Below are 19687 nucleotides of genomic sequence, written 5' to 3'. Positions count from 1 at the left end.
GCGGACGCTGCCGGGGCCGGAAAGCCGGCCCGGAGCCGAGCCGGCTTGCAGCGATCCATACGTCAGGCGGCGCGCACGGATTCGAGGAACCGGCTGACCTCGAGCTTGAGGCGCTGGCTGTCCTGCGACAGACACTGCACTGAATTGAGCACCTGCGACGACGCCGATCCGGTCTCGCTCGCCTCGCGCTGCACCTGGGCAATGTTGGCCGAGACCTGGCGCGTGCCCTGCGCGGCCTGTTGAATGTTGCGGGAGATCTCCTGGGTGGCCGCGCCCTGTTCCTCCACGGCCGCGGCGATGGTCGAGGCGATCTCGGACATGCGCCCGATCGTGTCGCCGATCTCCCTGATCGCCGAGACCGAATGCTGGGTGGCGGCCTGGATCGCGCCGATCTGCTGGCTGATCTCATCGGTGGCCTTGGCGGTCTGCTCGGCCAGCGCCTTGACCTCGGAGGCGACCACCGCGAAGCCGCGGCCGGCGTCGCCGGCGCGCGCCGCCTCGATCGTCGCGTTCAGCGCCAGCAGATTGGTCTGGCCCGCGATCGTATTGATCAATTCGACGACATCGCCGATGCGGGCGGCCGCCTGCGACAATTCGCCGACCCGCTGGTTGGTGCGCCGTGCCTGCTCGACGGCTTCGCTCGCGATCGCGGCCGATTGCTGCACCTGGCGGCTGATCTCGTTGACGGAGGAGGACATCTCCTCGGTCGAGGCCGCCACCGATTGGACGTTGTTGGACGCGTCGCCCGAGGCGTTGGCGACGACGGTGGCGAGCCCCTGAGACCGGTCGGCCGTCGCTGTCAGCGACTTGGCCGAGGATTCCAGCGCGGTCGCCGCCGACGAGACGGTCTCGATGATGCTGCCGACCGAACGCTCGAACTCGTTGGCGAGCCGCTCGGTGTCCGCCTTGCGCTGTGCCGCGAGGCGGCCTTCCTGCTCCTTCTGCTCGGCTTCGAGACGCTGGCGCGCCGCCGCATTGACCTTGAAGACTTCGACCGCCCGCGCCATCTCGCCGAGCTCGTCGCGCCGCTCGGCGCCCGGAACAAGCACGGCCAGATTGCCCGTCGCGAGCTCGGTCATCACCTTCGTGATGGCCTGCAGCGGACGGACCAGTCCCCGCGCAATGAGCAGGGCAATCATGCAAAGCAGCGCGATCAGTCCCGCGGCCCAGAGCAAGGCCGTCTTCACGGACGCGTAGAACATCTCGTCCAGATCGTCGACATAGACGCCGGTGCCGACGATCCAATTCCAGGGATCGGCCTTCAGCGTATAGCCCAGCTTGGCGACGGGAATGGTGCTGCCGGCGCGGGCAAACATGTATTCGGAGAAACCGCCGCCGTCGCGCAGGCCCGCCGTGACCAGTTCGCGCACGAACAACAGGCCATTGGCGTCCTTTTCGTTGCTGAGATTCTTGCCTTCCCAGTCGGGGCGGGGACCAAGAACGATATTCTCTCCGTCCGGCTTGTAGACGAAGATGTAGTCGTTCTTGCCATATCGGATGCTGCGCAGCGTGGCCTTGGCGCGGCTCTGCGCCTCTGCTTCGGTCAGCGTGCCCTTCTGAACCTCGGCGGCCAGCGCCTTCACGATCGATACGGCCGACTGCACCTGGCCGACGATGGCCGTCTTGCGTTCGTCGAGAAGGGCGGAGCGGGCGCTCAACAGCTGGCTTGCGATGGCCGCGATGCAGATCGCGATGGAAACGGCGACAAGGATGCCGAAACGGCGAGGGATCGTCAGGACCATATGCATTCCCAGGGCCCGCAGCTCCATTGCTGCGTGGCACATACAGTGCGGGCCGATGGTTTAAGCCGGCTGAATTTGTCTCCGTAGGACTACGCAGATTGCCGGCGGTCCGCGTGGGCCGGAGCAGCCCGGTCTGCGTGTGGCGTGGCCTTCGTCTGCCGCGTTGTGGATCGTTTCGGCGATCGGACGCTTCCGCTCGCGCGGGCCGCTCAATCGGGCGGGGTGCTGGCGCGACCTTGGGCAATCCGACGGGCGCACCTCGGTCGGTTGCTGATGCAGCTCAGCTCGCAGCAAAGTGACGGCCCGGGCCAGCTCCCCATTCTTCGTTTCAAAAAACGGGCTGTTGGATTTCTAAAATTTCGTGCCCGTTGCAGTGCGGCAAACGCAAAGTGAATGGTGGTTCACGCGGTCCTTTTACGTCTCCTGGAGTTGAGCTAGAGAGGGCTACTTTTTTCTCTCATCCGGAATTGCCATGGCCGCACCCAAGAAAACCGCCACAAAGGAACAAGGGCAGGACAGAGACAACGGCCCGCCGCCGGAATTCACCAGAGAACAGGAATTGGCCGCGCTGCGCGACATGCTGCTGATCCGTCGCTTTGAGGAGAAGGCGGGTCAGCTTTATGGCATGGGTGCGATCGGCGGCTTCTGCCACCTCTATATCGGCCAGGAGGCTGTGGTGGTCGGCATGCAGATGGCGCTGAAGGAGGGTGACCAGGTCATCACCGGTTATCGCGACCACGGCCACATGCTGGCCTGCGGCATGGATGCCAAGGGCGTCATGGCCGAGCTCACCGGGCGCCGTGGCGGCTACTCCAAGGGCAAGGGCGGCTCCATGCACATGTTCAGCATGGAGAAGAACTTCTTCGGCGGCCATGGCATCGTCGGCGCCCAGGTGTCGCTCGGCACGGGGCTGGCGCTCGCCAACCGCTACCGCGGCAACGACTCGGTCAGCGTCGCTTATTTCGGCGACGGCGCGGCCAATCAGGGCCAGGTCTATGAGAGCTTCAACATGGCGGAGCTCTGGAAGCTGCCGGTGATCTACGTCATCGAGAACAACCGCTATGCCATGGGCACCGCGGTGTCGCGCGCCTCGGCGCAGACCGACTTCTCCAAGCGCGGCATCTCCTTCAACATCCCGGGCGAGCAGGTCGACGGCATGGACGTGCGCGCCGTGAAGGCTGCCGGCGAGAAGGCGGTCGCCTGGTGCCGCGAGGGCAAGGGCCCCTACATTCTGGAAATGCAGACCTACCGCTATCGCGGCCACTCGATGTCGGACCCGGCCAAGTACCGCACCCGCGAGGAGGTCGAGAAGGTCCGTCACGACCAGGATCCGATCGAGCAGGTCCGCAACCGCCTGCTGGCGGCCAAGGTCAGCGAGCAGGATCTCAAGGCGATCGATGCCGATGTGCGCAAGATCGTCAACGAGGCGGCCGATTTCGCCCAGGCCGATCCCGAGCCTGATGCCGCCGAGCTTTACACCGACGTTTACCGCTAAGCGCAGACGCTGTTTCTTCCGGAGCTGATATGCCAATTCAAGTTTTGATGCCTGCGCTGTCGCCCACGATGGAGAAGGGCAACCTCGCCAAATGGCTGAAGAAGGAAGGCGAGGCGATCAAGTCGGGTGACGTGATCGCCGAGATCGAGACCGACAAGGCGACGATGGAAGTCGAGGCGACCGATGAGGGCACGCTCGGCAAGATCCTGATTCCCGAAGGCACCGCCGACGTCGCCGTCAACACGCCGATCGCGACCATCCTCGCCGACGGCGAGACCGCGGCCGATCTCGGTAAGGTGGCCGCGCCTGCTGCCGAGATGAAGGCCGCGCAATCGGCGCCGCCGGCCGAGCCGGCCGCGTCCGTGCAGGCCTCGCCCGCGCCGACCGGCGTGGCTGCGCCGCACAGCGTGGCCGAGCCGGATCCGGAAGTGCCCGCCGGCACCGAGATGGTCACGCAGACCATCCGCGAGGCGCTGCGCGACGCCATGGCCGAGGAGATGCGCCGCGACGGCGACGTCTTCATCATGGGCGAGGAGGTCGCCGAATATCAGGGCGCCTACAAGGTCACCCAGGGTCTGCTGCAGGAGTTCGGCGCCCGCCGCGTGATGGACACGCCGATCACCGAGCATGGCTTCGCCGGCATCGGCGTCGGTGCGGCGATGGCCGGCCTGAAGCCGATCGTCGAGTTCATGACCTTCAACTTCGCCATGCAGGCGATCGACCAGATCATCAACTCCGCGGCCAAGACGCTGTACATGTCCGGCGGCCAGATGGGCTGCTCGATCGTGTTCCGCGGTCCGAACGGCGCGGCTGCCCGCGTCGCCGCGCAGCACAGCCAGGACTACTCGTCCTGGTACTCGCACATCCCCGGCCTCAAGGTGGTCGCGCCGTATTCCGCGGCCGACGCCAAGGGCCTCTTGAAGGCTGCGATCCGTGATCCGAACCCGGTGATCTTCCTCGAGAACGAGGTGCTTTACGGTCACTCCGGCGAGGTGCCGAAGCTCGACGACTACGTGATCCCGATCGGCAAGGCGCGCATCGCGCGGAGCGGCAAGGACGTCACCATCATCTCCTGGTCGAACGGCATGACCTACGCGCTGAAGGCCGCCGACGAGCTCGCCAAGGAGGGCATCGAGGCCGAGGTGATCGACCTGCGCACCCTGCGTCCGATGGACACTGACACCATCATCGCCTCGGTCAAGAAGACGGGACGTGCGGTTACGGTGGAAGAGGGCTGGGCGCAGAGCGGCGTCGGCGCCGAGATCGCCGCGCGCATCATGGAGCACGCCTTCGACTATCTCGATGCGCCCGTGACGCGCGTGTCCGGCAAGGACGTGCCGATGCCGTATGCGGCGAACCTCGAGAAGCTCGCGCTGCCCTCGGCTGCGGAGGTCGTGCAGGCCGCCAAATCCGTCTGCTACCGCTAAGGGAAATCCCGAACATGGCCGGACCCAAGGAGCAGCCGCTGCCGCCCGACGTTGTCGGCCGCGAGGACGCCACCGAAGTGTTGCGCGCCTTCGTGCTCGATGGCGGGCTCTCGATCGCGTTCCAACGCGCCTTCGAGGAGCCCGACGTGTGGGGGCTGCTCCTGGTCGACGTCGCCCGTCATGCTGCGCGCGCCTATGCGCGCGAGAGCGATTATTCCGAAGACGAGGCGCTGCAGCGCATCGTCGAGATGTTCGAAGCCGAGCTGGCTCGGCCGACTGATATGGGCAGCACCAGCCCCAGGTCGAAACAAGGTCACTGATCATGCCGATCAATATTCTGATGCCCGCGCTGTCGCCGACGATGGAGAAGGGCAACCTCGCTCGTTGGCTCAAGAAGGAAGGCGACCAGGTCAAGTCGGGCGAGGTCATCGCCGAGATCGAGACCGACAAGGCCACGATGGAGGTCGAGGCGGTCGACGAAGGCACGCTCGCCAAGATCCTGGTGCCAGAAGGCACGCAGGACGTGCCGGTCAACGACGTGATCGCGGTGCTCGCCGGCGAAGGCGAGGACGTCAAGGCGGCCGGCAGCGCTCCGGCGGCCGCGGCGCCCAAGGCTGAGACCAAGGCCGCTGCGGCGGCTCCCGCGGCCGCGGCTGCTCCGGCCGCCGCGCCTGCGCCAAAGCCGGCTGCTGCTCCGGCTGTGCCCGCGCCGGCCGCTGCCGCTGCTCCGCAGTTGAACGGCCACGCCCGCGTGTTCTCGTCGCCGCTGGCGCGGCGTCTCGCCAAGGACGCCGGCATCGATCTCGCGCGTATCACCGGCACCGGCCCGCATGGCCGCGTCGTGGCGCGTGACGTCGAGGAAGCGAAGTCCGGCAAGGGCCTCAAGGCCGCGCCGTCGGCGGCGCCCGCCGCTGCGGGCGCACCCGCGCTGGCGCCGTCGATGTCCGACAAGCAGATCCTGGCGCTGTTCGAGCCGGGCTCCTACGAAGTCATCCCGCATGACGGCATGCGCCGCACCATTGCGCAGCGCCTGACCGCCTCGGTGCAGAACGTTCCGCACTTCTATCTCACGATCGACTGCGACATCGGCAAGCTGCTCACCGCGCGCGAGGAGATCAATGCGGCAGCTCCAAAGGACAAGGAGAAGAAGCCGCTCTACAAGCTCTCGGTGAACGACTTCGTCATCAAGGCGATGGCGGTGGCGCTGCAGAAGATTCCGAACTGCAACGTCAGCTGGACCGAAGGCGGCATGGTCAAGCACAAGCATTCCGACGTCGGCGTCGCCGTCGCGATGCCGGGCGGCCTGATCACCCCGATCATTCGCAAGGCCGAGACCAAGACGCTGTCGGCGATCTCAGGTGAGATGAAGGACTTCGCCGCGCGCGCCCGCTCGCGCAAGCTGAAGCCGGAGGAGTATCAGGGCGGCACCACCGCGGTGTCCAACCTCGGCATGTACGGCATCAATCACTTCACCGCCGTGATCAATCCGCCGCATGCGACCATCCTCGCGGTCGGCACGTCGGAAGAGCGGCCGGTGGTACGCAACGGCAAGATCGAGATCGCGAACATGATGAGCGTGACCCTGTCCTGCGATCACCGCGCGATCGACGGCGCGCTCGGCGCCGAGCTGATCGGCGCCTTCAAGCAGCTGATCGAAAATCCCGTGATGATGATGGTGTGAGCCACGCTGCGACCGCATCCGCCGTCATTGCGAGCGCAGCGAAGCAATCCAGAGTCCCGCCGGAACCCTGGATTGCGTCGTCGCTTCCGCTCCTCGCAATGACGGAGAGAGTTCGACTGACCCGGCTAACGATGAGAATGATTGCATAGCCATGGCCGACACATCCTTCGACGTCATCATCATTGGCTCCGGCCCGGGCGGCTACGTCACCGCGATCCGCGCCGCCCAGCTCGGCTTCAAGACCGCGATCATCGAGAAGTCCTATCTCGGCGGCATCTGCCTGAACTGGGGCTGCATCCCGACCAAGGCGTTGCTGCGCTCGGCCGAGATCTATCACTACATGCAGCACGCCAAGGATTACGGCCTCTCTGCCGAGAAGATCTCCTACGATCCGAAGGCTGTCGTGGCCCGCTCGCGCGGCGTGTCGAAGCGGCTGAACGATGGCGTCGGCTTCCTGATGAAGAAGAACAAGGTCCAGGTGATCTGGGGCAAGGCTGCCATCGACGCGCCCGGCAAGATCACGGTGACCAAATCCGACGTCGAGTCGCCCAAGGGCGCGCTGGGCGAGGGCACCTATCAGGCCAAGCACATCATTGTCGCGACCGGTGCGCGGCCGCGCGTGCTGCCGGGCCTCGAGCCGGACAAGAAGCTGGTGTGGACCTATTTCGAGGCGATGGTGCCGGAGAAGATGCCGAAGTCGCTGCTGGTGGTCGGCTCCGGCGCGATCGGCATCGAGTTCGCCTCGTTCTTCCGCACCATGGGCTCCGAGGTGACGGTGGTCGAGGTGCTGCCGCAGATCCTGCCAGTGGAGGACGCCGAGATCGCCGGCATCGCCCGCAAGCAGCTGGAGAAGCAGGGCCTCAAGATCATGACCGGCGCCAAGGTCACTAAGCTCGACAAGAAGACCGACAGCGTGGTCGCCACGATCGACGACGGCAAGGGCAAGATCGAGGCGGTCGAATTCGAGCGCGTGATCTCGGCCGTCGGCGTGGTCGGCAACATCGAAAATCTCGGGCTGGAGAAGCTCGGGGTGAAGACCGATCGCGGCTGCATCGTCATCGACGGCTACGGCAAGACCAACGTGCCCGGCATCTACGCCATCGGTGACGTTGCCGGTCCCCCGATGCTGGCGCACAAGGCCGAGCATGAGGGCGTGGTCTGCATCGAGGCGATCAAGGGCCTGCATCCGCACGCGATGGACAAGAACCTCATTCCGGGCTGCACCTACTGCCATCCGCAGATCGCCTCCGTCGGCCTCACCGAGGCCAAGGCCAAGGAGCAGGGCCGCGACATCCGTGTCGGCCGCTTCCCCTTCGTTGGCAACGGCAAGGCGATCGCGCTCGGCGAGGACCAGGGCCTGGTCAAGGTGATCTTCGACAAGAAGACGGGACAGCTGATCGGCGCGCATATGGTCGGCGCCGAGGTGACCGAGCTGATCCAGGGCTATGTCGTCGCGATGAACCTGGAGACGACGGAGGAGGAGCTGATGCACACGGTGTTCCCGCATCCGACCCTGTCGGAGATGATGAAGGAAGCCGTGCTCGACGCCTATGGCCGCGTGCTTAACATGTAGCTCCGGGCGTCATTGCGAGGAGCGTAGCGACGAAGCAATCCAGACTGCCTCTGCGATGAGACTCTGGATTGCTTCGCTCCGCTCGCAATGACGGCGCTGAAACACATGTGCCTCGATCCCGAAAGTAAGTGCCCGTGAAATCCAGCGACAATCTCACCACCGAGCGTCCGACCTTCGTCACCCATCTCGAATGCGCGATGGAGGGCGATCATTATCCGGCCGACCAGGTCCACAACCTCTCCAAGGCTGGCAAGCCGCTGCTGGTGCGCTACGATCTCGCGGGCGTGAAGCAGGCGCTGACCAAGGATGCGCTGGCGCAGCGGCCCGCCGACATGTGGCGCTATCGCGAGCTGCTGCCGGTGCGCAAATGCCAGGATATCGTCAGCCTCGGTGAGGTGATGACGCCGCTGATCAATCTGCCCAAGCTGTCGAAGAAGCTCGGCGGCGGTGAGATCATCGTCAAGGATGAGGGCCGGCTGCCGACCGGGTCGTTCAAGGCGCGCGGCCTCGTCATGGCGGTGTCGATGGGCAAGGCACTCGGCATCACCCATATGGCGATGCCGACCAACGGCAATGCCGGCGCCGCGCTGGCGGCCTACGCGACCTCCTGCGGCATCAAGACGACGATCTTCTGTCCGGCGGATACGCCGGAGGTGAACGTCAGCGAGATCGAGCTGCAGGGCGCGACGGTCTATCGCGTCAACGGGCTGATCGACGATTGCGGCAAGATCGTCGGCGAGGGCAAGGCCAAGGTCGGCTGGTTCGACACGTCGACCTTGAAGGAGCCGTATCGCATCGAGGGAAAGAAGACGATGGGGCTGGAGCTCGCCGAGCAGCTCGGCTGGGATGTGCCCGACGTGATCTTCTATCCGACCGGCGGCGGCACCGGCCTGATCGGCATGTGGAAGGCATTCGACGAGCTCGAAAAGATCGGGTTCATCGGTTCGAAGCGCCCGCGCATGGTCGCGGTGCAGGCGTCCGGCTGCGCGCCGATGGTGCGCGCTTACGAAGCTGGCGTCGAGCATGCGACGCGCTGGGAGGACGCCCACACCATCGCCTCCGGCATTCGCGTGCCGCAGGCCGTGGGGGATTTTCTCATTTTGCGCGCCGTTCGCGAGAGCAAGGGTTTCGCGATCGCGGTCGACGACGACAAGATTTCATCTGCGCTGTCGGAGGTCGCGCGCGAGGAGGGGCTGTTGCTGTGCCCCGAGGGCGCTGCGACCTACGCCGCCTACAAGCAGAGCCTCGCCGACGGGCGCGTGACGAAAAACGATCGCGTCATGCTGTTCAATTGCGCGACAGGACTTAAATATCCGCTGCCGCCGGTCACCCGTACGCTCGATCGTCACCAGCCGATCGATTTCGGGCAGTTCTAACTAACAACCGCACCGCGGCCTCGGGCACGAGCTGCAGCGCAGACGCATCGGCGTCTGCGCTTGGCGCGTGCGGCACAAGGGAGGACGTGATGCGACGAGCTGTTTGCGCCGTGCTGCTTGCGTGGGTCGCCTTGGCGATGCCTTCGCGGGCGGACACCTATCCCTCGCGCCCGATCACCGTGATCGTGCCCTTCGCGGCCGGCGGGCCGTCGGATGCGATGATGCGCATCCTGGCCGAACACATGAAGCGGACGCTGGGGCAGCCGGTGCTGGTCGAGAATGTGACCGGTGCGGGTGGCTCGATCGGGGTCGGGCGCGCCGTGCGGTCGAAGCCCGACGGCTACACGGTGAGCTTCGGTCATCTCGGCACCCATGTCGCCAACGGCGCGGTCTATCGGCTGGGCTACGATCTCGTCGCCGATCTCGAGCCGGTCGTGCTGCTGCCGAGCAATCCGATGATCATCGTCAGCAAGACGAATGTGCCGGCGAAATCATTGCCCGAACTGGTCGCCTGGCTCAAATCGCAGTCGAACCCGGCATCCGCCGGTACCGCCGGCAACGGCTCCGGCAGCCACATCGCCGGCCTCTATTTCGAGCAGGTGACCGGCATCAAGCTGCAATACGTGCCTTACCGCGGCACGGGCCCGGCCATGAACGACCTCGTCGGCGGCCAGATCGACCTGATCGTCGACCAGACATCGAACGCCATCGGCCAGGTCCGGGCCGGCACGATCCGCGCTTATGCCGTGACCGACGCCAAGCGCCTGGACAGTGCGCCCGATATTCCGACGACCGATGAGGCAGGCCTGCCGGGCTTCCACATGACCCTGTGGTCCGGGCTCTGGCTGCCGAAAGGAACGGCGGGGGAGATCGTCACGACACTCAATGCGGCCGCCGTCGCCGCCCTGAATGATCCGGCTGTAAAAAATCAATTGAATAACTTGGGGTTGCAGATGCCGTCCCCAAATCAGCTGACGCCGGAGGCGCTCGGCACCCTGCAGCGGCAGGAAATCGCTAAATGGTGGCCCATGATCAGGGCCGCGGGAGTGGTGCCAGAGTAAAGGAGAGGTATTAGGCTCTGCGAGCGATGGTGGCGCATCGGCCACGAATGTTGCGACGCAGTCACAGTTTACGAAGTTTTGGTAACAATCTCGGGCGCTCCGCAAACGCGCCGCTTTTTGGCCACACCTGGTCGTGAAATACTTTGATCAGAACAGTACCAGTGCGTGTGAGGCTGCAAAAATCCACTCCTGGGATTTGGCGGCCTTCGGAGCACCGGGAGGCCAGAACAGCGATGGACGCGAAGACCGACATCAAGCGCAGGCTGCCCAGCCGTCACGTGACGGAAGGGCCCGAGCGTGCGCCGCATCGGTCCTATCTCTACGCGATGGGCCTCACCACGGCTCAGATCCATCAGCCCTTCGTCGGCGTCGCCTCGTGCTGGAACGAGGCCGCGCCGTGTAACATCGCGCTGATGCGGCAAGCTCAGGCCGTCAAGAAGGGCGTTGCCCACGCCGGCGGCACGCCGCGCGAGTTTTGCACCATCACCGTCACCGATGGCATCGCGATGGGCCATGACGGCATGCGCTCGTCGCTGCCCTCGCGCGAGACGATCGCTGATTCCGTCGAGCTGACGATTCGCGGTCATGCCTACGACGCGCTCGTCGGTCTGGCCGGCTGCGACAAGTCGCTGCCGGGCATGATGATGGCGATGGTCCGGCTCAACGTGCCGTCGATCTTCATCTATGGCGGCTCGATCCTGCCCGGCAATTTCCGCGGGCAGCAGGTCACCGTGCAGGACATGTTCGAGGCCGTTGGCAAGCATTCGGTCGGCCAGATGTCGGACGACGATCTCGATGAGCTCGAGCGCGTCGCCTGTCCGTCGGCCGGCGCCTGTGGCGCGCAGTTCACGGCCAACACGATGGCGACGGTCTCCGAGGCGATCGGACTGGCGCTGCCCTATTCGGCCGGGGCTCCGGCGCCTTACGAGATCCGCGATTCGTTCTGCATGACCGCGGGCGAGAAGGTGATGGAGCTGATCGCGGCCAACATCCGGCCGCGCGACATCGTCACGCGGGCGGCGCTGGAGAATGCGGCGGCCGTCGTCGCGGCCTCCGGCGGCTCGACCAACGCTGCGCTGCACCTACCAGCGATTGCACACGAGGCAGGTATCAAGTTTGACCTGTTTGATGTCGCCGAAATCTTCAAAAAGACACCTTATATCGCGGATTTGAAGCCAGGTGGCCGCTATGTCGCCAAAGACATGTTCGAGGCTGGTGGTATTCCGCTTCTGATGAAGACGTTGCTCGACCATGGCTATTTGAATGGCGACTGCCTCACAGTCACCGGCCGGACGATCGCCGAAAACCTCAAAGGCGTGAAATGGAATCCGCACCAGGACGTGGTGAGGTCGGCTGATCAGCCGATCACTGCGACCGGTGGTGTTGTCGGTCTGAAAGGCAATCTCGCGCCAGAGGGTGCGATCGTGAAAGTCGCGGGCATGTCGAACTTGAAATTCTCTGGGCCGGCCCGCTGCTTCGATCGGGAAGAGGATGCCTTTGAGGCGGTGCAGAAGCGGACCTATCGCGAAGGCGATGTCATCGTCATCCGCTATGAGGGGCCGCGCGGCGGTCCCGGCATGCGGGAGATGCTGCAGACCACGGCGGCGCTCACCGGACAGGGCATGGGCGGCAAGATCGCGCTGATCACCGACGGCCGGTTCTCGGGCGCGACCCGTGGCTTCTGCATCGGCCATATCGGACCGGAGGCCGCCATCGGGGGGCCGATCGCCCTCGTCGAAGACGGCGACATTATCGAAATCGACGCCGTCGCAGGGCGTCTCGACGTCAAGTTGAGTGATGCCGAACTCGCGGCACGCAAGACCAAGTGGACGCCGCGTGAGACACAGCACACGTCAGGTGCGCTTTGGAAATATGCCCAGCAGGTGGGGCCGGCCGTTGCGGGCGCCGTGACCCATCCAGGTGGTGCGCAAGAGAAACATTGCTATGCGGACATCTGATCGACTCATATTCGCATTGATGCTGGGGGTTGCCCCGCTCGCGTTACCGACGCCGTCATTCGCTTTCGACGGTGCTCCGGTCAACCAGGAGCCGGCAATCCCAGTGGCAAGCCCTCAGTCGGGCGCGCCCGGCGCGCTGCGTAAATCGGTGCCGGCCGCCGCCGCGAACGCGACCACCACGACGCCTTCTTTGACCGCATTGCAATATGCGGCTGAGGAAGGTCACCCGGTGGCGCAGTTCAAGCTTGGCCGGATGTATGCCGCGGGCGACGGCGTCGTGCGCGACGATATCCGCGCGTTCGACTATTTCAGCCGCATCGCCAACGCGCATGCCGAGGATAGTCCGTCGGCGCCGCAGGCGCAGATCGTCGCCAACGCCTTCGTGGCGCTTGGCCGCTATTACTTGAACGGCATCCCGAACTCGAAGGTGAAGGCCGATCCGGATCGCGCCCGCGAGATGTTCTCCTATGCGGCATCTTATTTCGGCAATGCCGATGCCCAGTACGATCTGGCGCGGATGTATCTGAAGACGGCGGACGCCTCGCGCGACGACTTCCGCTATGGCGCGCGCTGGCTTGGCCTCGCCGCCCAGAAGGGGCAGCATCAGGCCCAGGCCTTGCTCGGCCAGATGCTGTTCAATGGCGACCGTCTGCCCCGGCAGCCGGCGCGCGGCCTGATGTGGTTGACCTTGGCGCGTGACAGCGCTGGTCCGGACGAGGCCTGGATCAAGGAAAGCTACAACCGGGCCTTTGCCAAGGCCTCGGACGACGACCGCGCCAGCGCGTTGCAGATGCTCGAGAGCTGGGTGCAGGGCAAGCGGGAATAGCAGGAGCGGAATGCATCGCGTTCCCTCCTTGCGAGAGAGGGCACGTCATGATCATTCGCGATGCGACCCCTGGCGATGCGGCGGCGGCCTGCGCCGTCATTCGTGCGTCGATTTCCGAATTGTGCAGCGCCGACCACCGCGGCGATCCGGACATCCTTGGCCGATGGCTCGCCAACAAGACGCCCGACGTCGTCGCGCAATGGGCGGATGGGCAAGGGCGATCGCTGCTCGTGGCGATCGAGGGTGATGCGATTCTCGCCGTCGGCGGGCTGGCGCATCCTGGCGAGATCACGCTGAACTATGTGGCGCCGCAGGCCCGCTATCGCGGGGTCAGCTCGGCCATGCTTGCGGCGCTCGAACAGCGCGCGGCGGAGCAGGGCGCCACGAGCTGCGTGCTGCTGAGCACCGAGACCGCTCACCGCTTCTATCTGGCACGTGGCTATGTCGACACCGGCGTCCCGGTCGGAAAGTTCGGCACGGCATCCTCCTATCCGATGGCCAAGCCGATCGCCGCGTCCGGTCGTCGGCAGCCCGGCTGAGCCGCCGCCGGCACGCGATTCGCGGGCCGGGCCCTTCTGCCCAAGGATTAAGCGAGGTGCCGCCGCTCTCTTGATCAGTTGTGGCCGGCGACCCTGGAATTGGCGATCTTTCGTACACGAATGACCTGCTTTGCAGGAAACCCGCTGTTGGCACGATTCGTGAGTGGGCGACCTCGATACAACGGAGGCGCCACGCTTTGCGCAGCGTACGGATCGGTCTTCTCGTCCCCCTGAGCGGCTCGGCGGGCCTCTGGGCGCCCTCCGCCGAGGCCTGCGGACGGTTGGCCGTGTCCGAGCTGAACCAGGCTGCAGGTATCATGCGCCGCCCGGTGGAACTGATCGTGGTGAATGCCGGCGAGACCGGACGAAGCGCGGCGCACGCGGCGCGTGAGGCCGTCGACGAGCTCGCCGTCGACGGCCTCATCGGCATGTTGCCGAGCTATGCGCGCGATCCCGTGGTCCAGGCGACACAGGGGCAGGTTCCCTTTGTCTACACGCCGCAATTCGAGGGGCTGGCGACCAACGCGGACGTGATGACGACCGGAGAAACGGCCGGCGAATTGATGGCGCCCGCCATCCGATGGCTCTCCGAGGCGAAGCGCGCGAGGCGCTTCTTCCTGTGCGGCAACGACTACATTTGGCCGCGCGCGTCGCTTCAGATCGCCAAGCGGCTCATCGCCGGTGTCGGCTGCACGGTCACCGGCGAGTGCTATCTGCCGGTCGGCGCTCACGACTTCGACGAGATGCTCGACCGCATCAAGATCACGCGCAGCGACGTGGTGCTGCCGGTGTTTCTCGGTTTCGACTGCATCGCCTTCAGCCGAGCCTTCTGCGCCGCCGGGCTGAGCCGCCACGTGCTTCGCTTTTCCTCCGCCTTCGACGAGACCATCGTCTACGGCCTTGACAGCAGCCAGACCGAGAACCTGTTTGTTGCGTCGAGCTATTTCGCGTCGATGCATTCGCGCAACAACGGCGCATTCCTGGAGCGCTACTACACGGCCTATGGCGACAATCCCCCGCCACCGAACGGCTATGGCGAGTCCTGCTACGAAGGCGTTCACGCGCTGGCGGCGTTGATCGAACGAGCCGGAAGCTTCGATGCCCGCGAGCTCCGGCGCTATTACGGGCGCACCCTGCAGCGCCGCACCGCGCGCGGCGTCGAGGCACAGCCGGTGGTTGGCGGCCGCCATCCCGTCCATCTCGCCGAGCTGGACGGCTACGATTTTTCGCTCGTCGCGACGTCGCACTGAGGCACGTCGCACCAAAAATCGCTTGCCTTTTCAAATATTGTAATTTTAAACTTTAACCGGCTCGTGAACCAGCATCACCAACCCATGGGGACCCCTTATGACTCTTTCCCGCCGTCGTTTCCTGCAACGCTCGGCCCTCGCGACCTCGACGCTGATCGCGGCACCAGCGGTGTTCCGTTCGGGTGCGCTCGCGGCCGAGAACCCGATCACGGTCGGCAGCCTGCACGACCAGTCCGGTCCGATCGGCACCTCCGGCACGCCGATGGTGTATGCGTTGCAGCTGGCCGTTGACGAGATCAATGCCGGCGGCGGTCTGCTCGGCCGGCCGCTGAAGGTCATCCACTACGACACCCAGTCCAACATCCAGCTGTACTCGCAATACGCCCAGCAGCTGGCGGTGAAGGACAAGGTCGATGTCGTGCACGGCGGCATCACCTCGGCTTCGCGCGAGGCGATCCGGCCGACCTTCGACCGCTTCAAGGTGCTGTATTTCTACAACACGCTGTATGAAGGCGGCGTCTGCGACCGCAACACCTTCTGCACCGGCACGACGCCGGCGCAGACGGTGGAGAAGCTGGTGCCGAGCGCGATGAAGAAGGCAGGCAAGAAGGCCTACATCATCGCGGCCGACTACAATTATGGTCAGATCACCGCGAAGTGGATGACCAAGTACTGCAAGGACAATGGCGGCGAGATCCTCTCGACCGACTTCTTCCCGCTCGACGTCACCAATTTCGGCTCCACCATCTCGAAGATCCAGGCGGCCAAGCCCGACCTGATCCTGTCGGCGCTGGTCGGCGGCAACCACACCGCCTTCTACCGGCAGTGGACCGCGGCCGGCATGAAGGGGAAGATCCCGATCGCCTCGACCACCTTCGGCCTGGTCAACGAGCCCTCGACGCTCGATGCCGCCGAAAGCGACGCGATCATCGGCGCCTACGGCTATTTCGAGGAGCTGACCACGCCGGCCTCCAAGAGCTTCGTCGAGAAGATCAAGAAGGCGCATCCGGATTCGCCTTACATCAGCGAGCTCGCCTCGTGTACCTATGAAGGCGTGATGCTGTGGGCCGAGGGCGTCAAGAAGGCGGGCAGCATCGACCGCATGAAGGTGATCGAAGCCCTCGAAAGCGGCCTCGTTTTCGACGGCCCGAGCGGCAAGGTCTCGCTCGACAAGCAGACCCATCATACGGTCCGTAACGCGTTCCTCGCCGAGGTCAAGGACCGCAAATGGTCGGTGCTGGAAACCTACACCGACGCCAAGCCGGCGGACACCGCGAGCGTCTGCGACCTCGTCAAGAACCCGAACGACGTCAAGCAGTACATCATCAATCTCTGACGCCTGCCGGGTCCCGCCGGCCGGCGGGACCCGGATTCATTGAACTGCCCTGAAAGACCTGACGCATGGCGATCTACGTCATCCTCGCGCTCGACGTCCTCAATGGAATCTCATCGCTGTTCCTGCTGTGCCTGGGACTGGCGATCATCTTCGGCATGATGAAGATCATCAACCTCGCCCATGGCGAGTTCATCATGTTAGGGGCCTATGCGACGGTGATCTCGGCCAATGCCGGGGTGAACATCTGGATCGCGATGCTGATCGTCGCGCCCTTGTTCGTCGGCATCGTCGGCCTCGTCATCGAGCGCTGCCTGATCCGCTTCCTCTATGGCCGCCTGGTCGATTCCATGCTGGCGACCTGGGGGCTCAGCCTGCTGATCATCGGCATCATCACGACGATCTATGGCAACACCCAGCAGGGCGTGCCGACGCCGCTCGGCGGCTTCTCGATCGGCTCGTACCAGTCGAGCTACTACACGCTGTTCCTCGCCTTGATGGCAGCCGTCATGATGGCCATCATCTACGGCGTGATGCGCTATACCCGCTTCGGCCTGGTTGCGCGCGCAACGATGCAGAATCCGGCCATGGCGGCGACGCTCGGCGTCAATCCGGCCCGTGTCTATATGAGCACCTTCGCGCTCGGCGCCGCGGTGACGGGCCTCGCCGGCGGCCTGCTGGCGCCAGTGTCCGGCATCACCCCGGTGATGGGCGGCGCCTATGTCGCCAAGGCCTTCATGACCGTGGTCGGTGGCGGCGCCGCGATCCTCTCCGGCACGCTCTCGGCGGCGAGCCTGTTCGGCTCGGTCAACCAGATCGGCGCCTATTTTACCACGCCGGTTTATGGCGAGGTCATCGTCTTCACCACCGCGATCGTGCTGATCCGCTTGCTGCCGCAGGGCATCTCCGGGCGCTTCTTCAAGGGGAACCTGTGATGCCCAAGCACGTCCGTCTCGCTCTCCAGGCGGCAGGAATCCTGCTGGCGATCGTCGCCATCGCGGTCGTACCCAGCGTCATCGAGCTGTTCGCGCTGATGCAGCTGACCTTGTTTGCGGCGATGGCGGTGCTGGCGCTGAGCCTCGCCTTCATCTGGGGCTTCGGCGGCATCCTGTCGTTCGGCCAGACCGCCTTCTTCGGCCTCGGCGGCTATGCCTACGCCATCGCGGCGGTCAACTTCCAGGACTCGACGCCGGCGATCCTGCTGGCGATCGCTGTCCCCGCTTTGTTCGCCGCGATCCTCGGCTATTTCATCTTCTTCGGCCGCATCTCGGACGTCTATCTCGGCGTCATCACGCTCACCGTCACGCTGATCCTGTTCAACTCGGTCAACTCGACCTCGGGCGATGCGTACAAGATCGGTAAGGCGCTGCTCGGCGGCTTCAACGGCATGCCGGCGGTGCCGACCTTCAACGTGCCGTTCGATCCGTCGACGGTGCTGTCGCCGGAGCAGTCATGGTGGACCACCGCCGGCGTGCTGCTCGCTGTGTTCCTGATGCTGCGCCTGCTGCTGGCGCTGCCGGCAGGGCGCGTCATCGTCGCCGTGCGCGAGAACGAGGTGCGGGCCTCGCTGCTCGGCTACGACCCGCGGCTGGTGAAATGCCTGACCTTCATCCTCGGCGGTGCCATCGCCGGCCTTGCGGGCGCGCTCTACGTCAATTGGGGCGCCTTCGTCAGCCCGACCATCTTCAGCCTGTCGCTGTCGGCGGAGATCATCATCTGGATCACGGTGGGCGGTCTCGGCACCTTGCTCGGCCCGATCATCGGCTGCGTCGTGATCGAGTACATCGTCGCCTATATCGGCTCGCAGCAGCTCTTGAACTCCAATCTCGTGCTCGGCGGCGTGCTCGTCATCTTCGTGCTGCTGCTGCCGAAGGGCATCGTACCGACCGCGCGCGATCTGGTGCTGCGGCTGATGCCGCAGAACAAACCGAAGACCAACGGTCCGCCGGTGCAATCGGCGGCGGCGCCGCATCCTGCAGGAGCCGAATGACATGGCCGACCTCGTCCCTCTGCTCAAGGCCGAGCACCTGACCATGCGCTTCGGCGGCGTCGTCGCCAATGACGACATCACCTTCACTTTGCAGGAGATGGAGCTGCGCTGCCTGATCGGTCCGAACGGTGCCGGCAAGAGCACCTTCTTCAAGACCCTCACCGGGCAACTGGTGCCGACCTCGGGCACGATCGCCTTCCGCGGCATGCCGATTGCCGGCAAGGCCTCGCATGAGATCGCGCGCATGGGTATCGGCATCAAGACCCAGGTGCCGAACGTGTTCAATGGCCTGTCGGTGCGCGAGAACATCTGGATGGCGGTGCGCCGCAAGGCGACGCCGCGGCAGCAGGGCCCGGCGGTCGATGCGGTGCTGCAGATGATCCGGCTGACCGACTACGCCGACAGCATCGTCGCCACCTTGTCGCACGGTCAGCGGCAATGGGTCGAGATCGGCATGGTGCTGGCCGCCGAGCCGGAGTTGATCCTGCTCGACGAGCCCGCCGCGGGCATGACCGACGAGGAGACCTTCCACACCGCCGCGATCATCCGCGAGATCAACCAGACCCGCGCCATCGTCGTCGTCGAGCACGACATGGAGTTCATCAAGCAGATCGCCAAGCGCGTTACCGTGTTCCACCAGGGCCGTGTGCTGGTCGAGGACACCGTCGACAAGGTGCTCGCCGACAGCCGCGTGCGCGACGTCTATCTCGGCAAGAAGGTGGCAGCATGAGCGCGCTCCTCGAGGTCAAGGGTCTCAAATCCGGCTACGGCCGGATTCCGATCCTGTTCGGCGTCGATCTGACGGTGGCCGACGGCGAGTATCTCGGCATTCTCGGCCACAACGGCATGGGCAAGACCACGGCGCTGCGGACCTTGATGGGACATCTGCCGACCACCGACGGCTCGGTGGTGTTCGCAGGCAAGACCATCACGCATCTCAAGCCGCATGAGCGCTCGCGGCTCGGCATCGGGCTGGTGCCGCAGGGCCGCGAGATCTTCCCGGATCTGTCGGTGATGGAGAATCTGCGCATGGGCCTTGCTGCGGCGCCCAAGGAGGACCGCAGCGTCATCGACACCGTGCTGCAGGATTTTCCGCGCCTGGTGCGGCTGCTCGATCGCCGCGGCGGCGCGCTCTCCGGCGGCGAGCAGCAATTGCTGGCGCTGGCGCGCTGCCTCTGCACCAAGCCAAAGCTGATCCTGCTGGACGAGCCCACCGAGGGCATCCAGCCCTCCATCATCGAGGAGATCATCGAGACGCTTCTGGCGCTGAAGACGCGTTGGAAGCTGTCTTTGATCGTCGTCGAGCAGAACCTGGAATTCATCACGTCGTTATCGGACCGCATCCTGCACATCCAGAAGGGACGCATCACCGAGGAACTCGATCGTGAGAGTCTGCTGGCCCGGGAAGGTCAGATGGTCCCGAGCTAGAAACTTCC

At 65.0% G+C, this 19687-nt stretch carries 17 protein-coding genes; 16 read left to right on the top strand and 1 reads right to left on the bottom strand.

Translation table 11 applies throughout. From position 1 onward, the window contains the following. Window positions 1-62: 62 nt before the first annotated feature. Entirely contained in the window at window positions 63-1742 is a 1680-nt protein-coding gene (locus BBTA_RS20855) for a methyl-accepting chemotaxis protein (protein ID WP_244424059.1), read from the bottom strand. A 472-nt stretch (window positions 1743-2214) separates the two neighbouring features. Between BBTA_RS20855 and pdhA the strand changes: the two genes are divergently transcribed. The 16 genes from pdhA (at window position 2215) to BBTA_RS20775 (ending at window position 19679) form a co-directional block, all read left to right on the top strand. Continuing rightward, the gene (gene pdhA / locus BBTA_RS20850; protein WP_012044495.1) at window positions 2215-3237 is read left to right on the top strand and encodes a pyruvate dehydrogenase (acetyl-transferring) E1 component subunit alpha; all 1023 of its coding nucleotides are present in this window, start codon (window positions 2215-2217) and stop codon (window positions 3235-3237) included. A gap of 29 nt (window positions 3238-3266) precedes the next feature. Next, window positions 3267-4664, top strand: a complete 1398-nt coding sequence (locus tag BBTA_RS20845) for a pyruvate dehydrogenase complex E1 component subunit beta (protein ID WP_041750801.1) — start codon at window positions 3267-3269, stop codon at window positions 4662-4664. Window positions 4665-4678: 14 nt separating this feature from the next. After that, window positions 4679-4984 carry a DUF5076 domain-containing protein gene (locus BBTA_RS20840; RefSeq protein ID WP_012044493.1) on the top strand — a complete coding sequence of 102 codons (306 nt, stop codon included), beginning with the start codon at window positions 4679-4681 and terminating at the stop codon, window positions 4982-4984. Between the two features lie 2 nt (window positions 4985-4986). Beyond that, a complete protein-coding gene (locus BBTA_RS20835; protein WP_012044492.1) occupies window positions 4987-6345 on the top strand; it encodes a pyruvate dehydrogenase complex dihydrolipoamide acetyltransferase in 1359 nt (452 codons plus the stop codon). Between the two features lie 151 nt (window positions 6346-6496). Continuing rightward, complete coding sequence (lpdA, locus tag BBTA_RS20830) at window positions 6497-7918, top strand: dihydrolipoyl dehydrogenase (protein WP_012044491.1); 1422 nt, start codon at window positions 6497-6499, stop codon at window positions 7916-7918. 134 nt (window positions 7919-8052) lie between these two features. Further along, window positions 8053-9294, top strand: coding sequence for a threonine synthase (locus tag BBTA_RS20825; protein ID WP_012044490.1), 1242 nt, complete (start codon window positions 8053-8055; stop codon window positions 9292-9294). A gap of 89 nt (window positions 9295-9383) precedes the next feature. Next, window positions 9384-10355 carry a tripartite tricarboxylate transporter substrate binding protein BugD gene (locus BBTA_RS20820; RefSeq protein ID WP_012044489.1) on the top strand — a complete coding sequence of 324 codons (972 nt, stop codon included), beginning with the start codon at window positions 9384-9386 and terminating at the stop codon, window positions 10353-10355. Window positions 10356-10588: 233 nt separating this feature from the next. Next, complete coding sequence (gene ilvD / locus BBTA_RS20815) at window positions 10589-12313, top strand: dihydroxy-acid dehydratase (protein WP_012044488.1); 1725 nt, start codon at window positions 10589-10591, stop codon at window positions 12311-12313. A gap of 103 nt (window positions 12314-12416) precedes the next feature. Further along, complete coding sequence (locus BBTA_RS20810) at window positions 12417-13139, top strand: tetratricopeptide repeat protein (RefSeq protein ID WP_012044487.1); 723 nt, start codon at window positions 12417-12419, stop codon at window positions 13137-13139. A gap of 47 nt (window positions 13140-13186) precedes the next feature. Further along, window positions 13187-13678 carry a GNAT family N-acetyltransferase gene (locus BBTA_RS20805; RefSeq protein WP_012044486.1) on the top strand — a complete coding sequence of 164 codons (492 nt, stop codon included), beginning with the start codon at window positions 13187-13189 and terminating at the stop codon, window positions 13676-13678. Between the two features lie 197 nt (window positions 13679-13875). Then, on the top strand, window positions 13876-14928 hold the full coding sequence (locus BBTA_RS20800; protein ID WP_012044485.1) for a substrate-binding domain-containing protein: 1053 nt from the start codon (window positions 13876-13878) through the stop codon (window positions 14926-14928). A gap of 97 nt (window positions 14929-15025) precedes the next feature. Then, entirely contained in the window at window positions 15026-16264 is a 1239-nt protein-coding gene (locus BBTA_RS20795) for an ABC transporter substrate-binding protein (protein ID WP_012044484.1), read from the top strand. A gap of 65 nt (window positions 16265-16329) precedes the next feature. Next, the gene (locus tag BBTA_RS20790; protein ID WP_012044483.1) at window positions 16330-17196 is read left to right on the top strand and encodes a branched-chain amino acid ABC transporter permease; all 867 of its coding nucleotides are present in this window, start codon (window positions 16330-16332) and stop codon (window positions 17194-17196) included. Further along, entirely contained in the window at window positions 17196-18251 is a 1056-nt protein-coding gene (locus BBTA_RS20785) for a branched-chain amino acid ABC transporter permease (protein ID WP_012044482.1), read from the top strand. The genes BBTA_RS20790 and BBTA_RS20785 overlap by 1 nt, the downstream gene beginning before the upstream one ends. Before the next feature lies 1 nt (window position 18252). Further along, the gene (locus BBTA_RS20780) at window positions 18253-18981 is read left to right on the top strand and encodes an ATP-binding cassette domain-containing protein (RefSeq protein ID WP_012044481.1); all 729 of its coding nucleotides are present in this window, start codon (window positions 18253-18255) and stop codon (window positions 18979-18981) included. Further along, entirely contained in the window at window positions 18978-19679 is a 702-nt protein-coding gene (locus BBTA_RS20775) for an ABC transporter ATP-binding protein (protein ID WP_012044480.1), read from the top strand. The genes BBTA_RS20780 and BBTA_RS20775 overlap by 4 nt, the downstream gene beginning before the upstream one ends. The last annotated feature ends 8 nt before the right edge of the window (window positions 19680-19687 follow it).

Origin of the sequence: Bradyrhizobium sp. BTAi1 (assembly GCF_000015165.1) — a bacterium.
GTDB classification, from domain to species: domain Bacteria; phylum Pseudomonadota; class Alphaproteobacteria; order Rhizobiales; family Xanthobacteraceae; genus Bradyrhizobium; species Bradyrhizobium denitrificans.
Note: the sequence above shows the minus strand (reverse complement) of the source record. Positions and strands in the feature narration are given on the sequence as shown.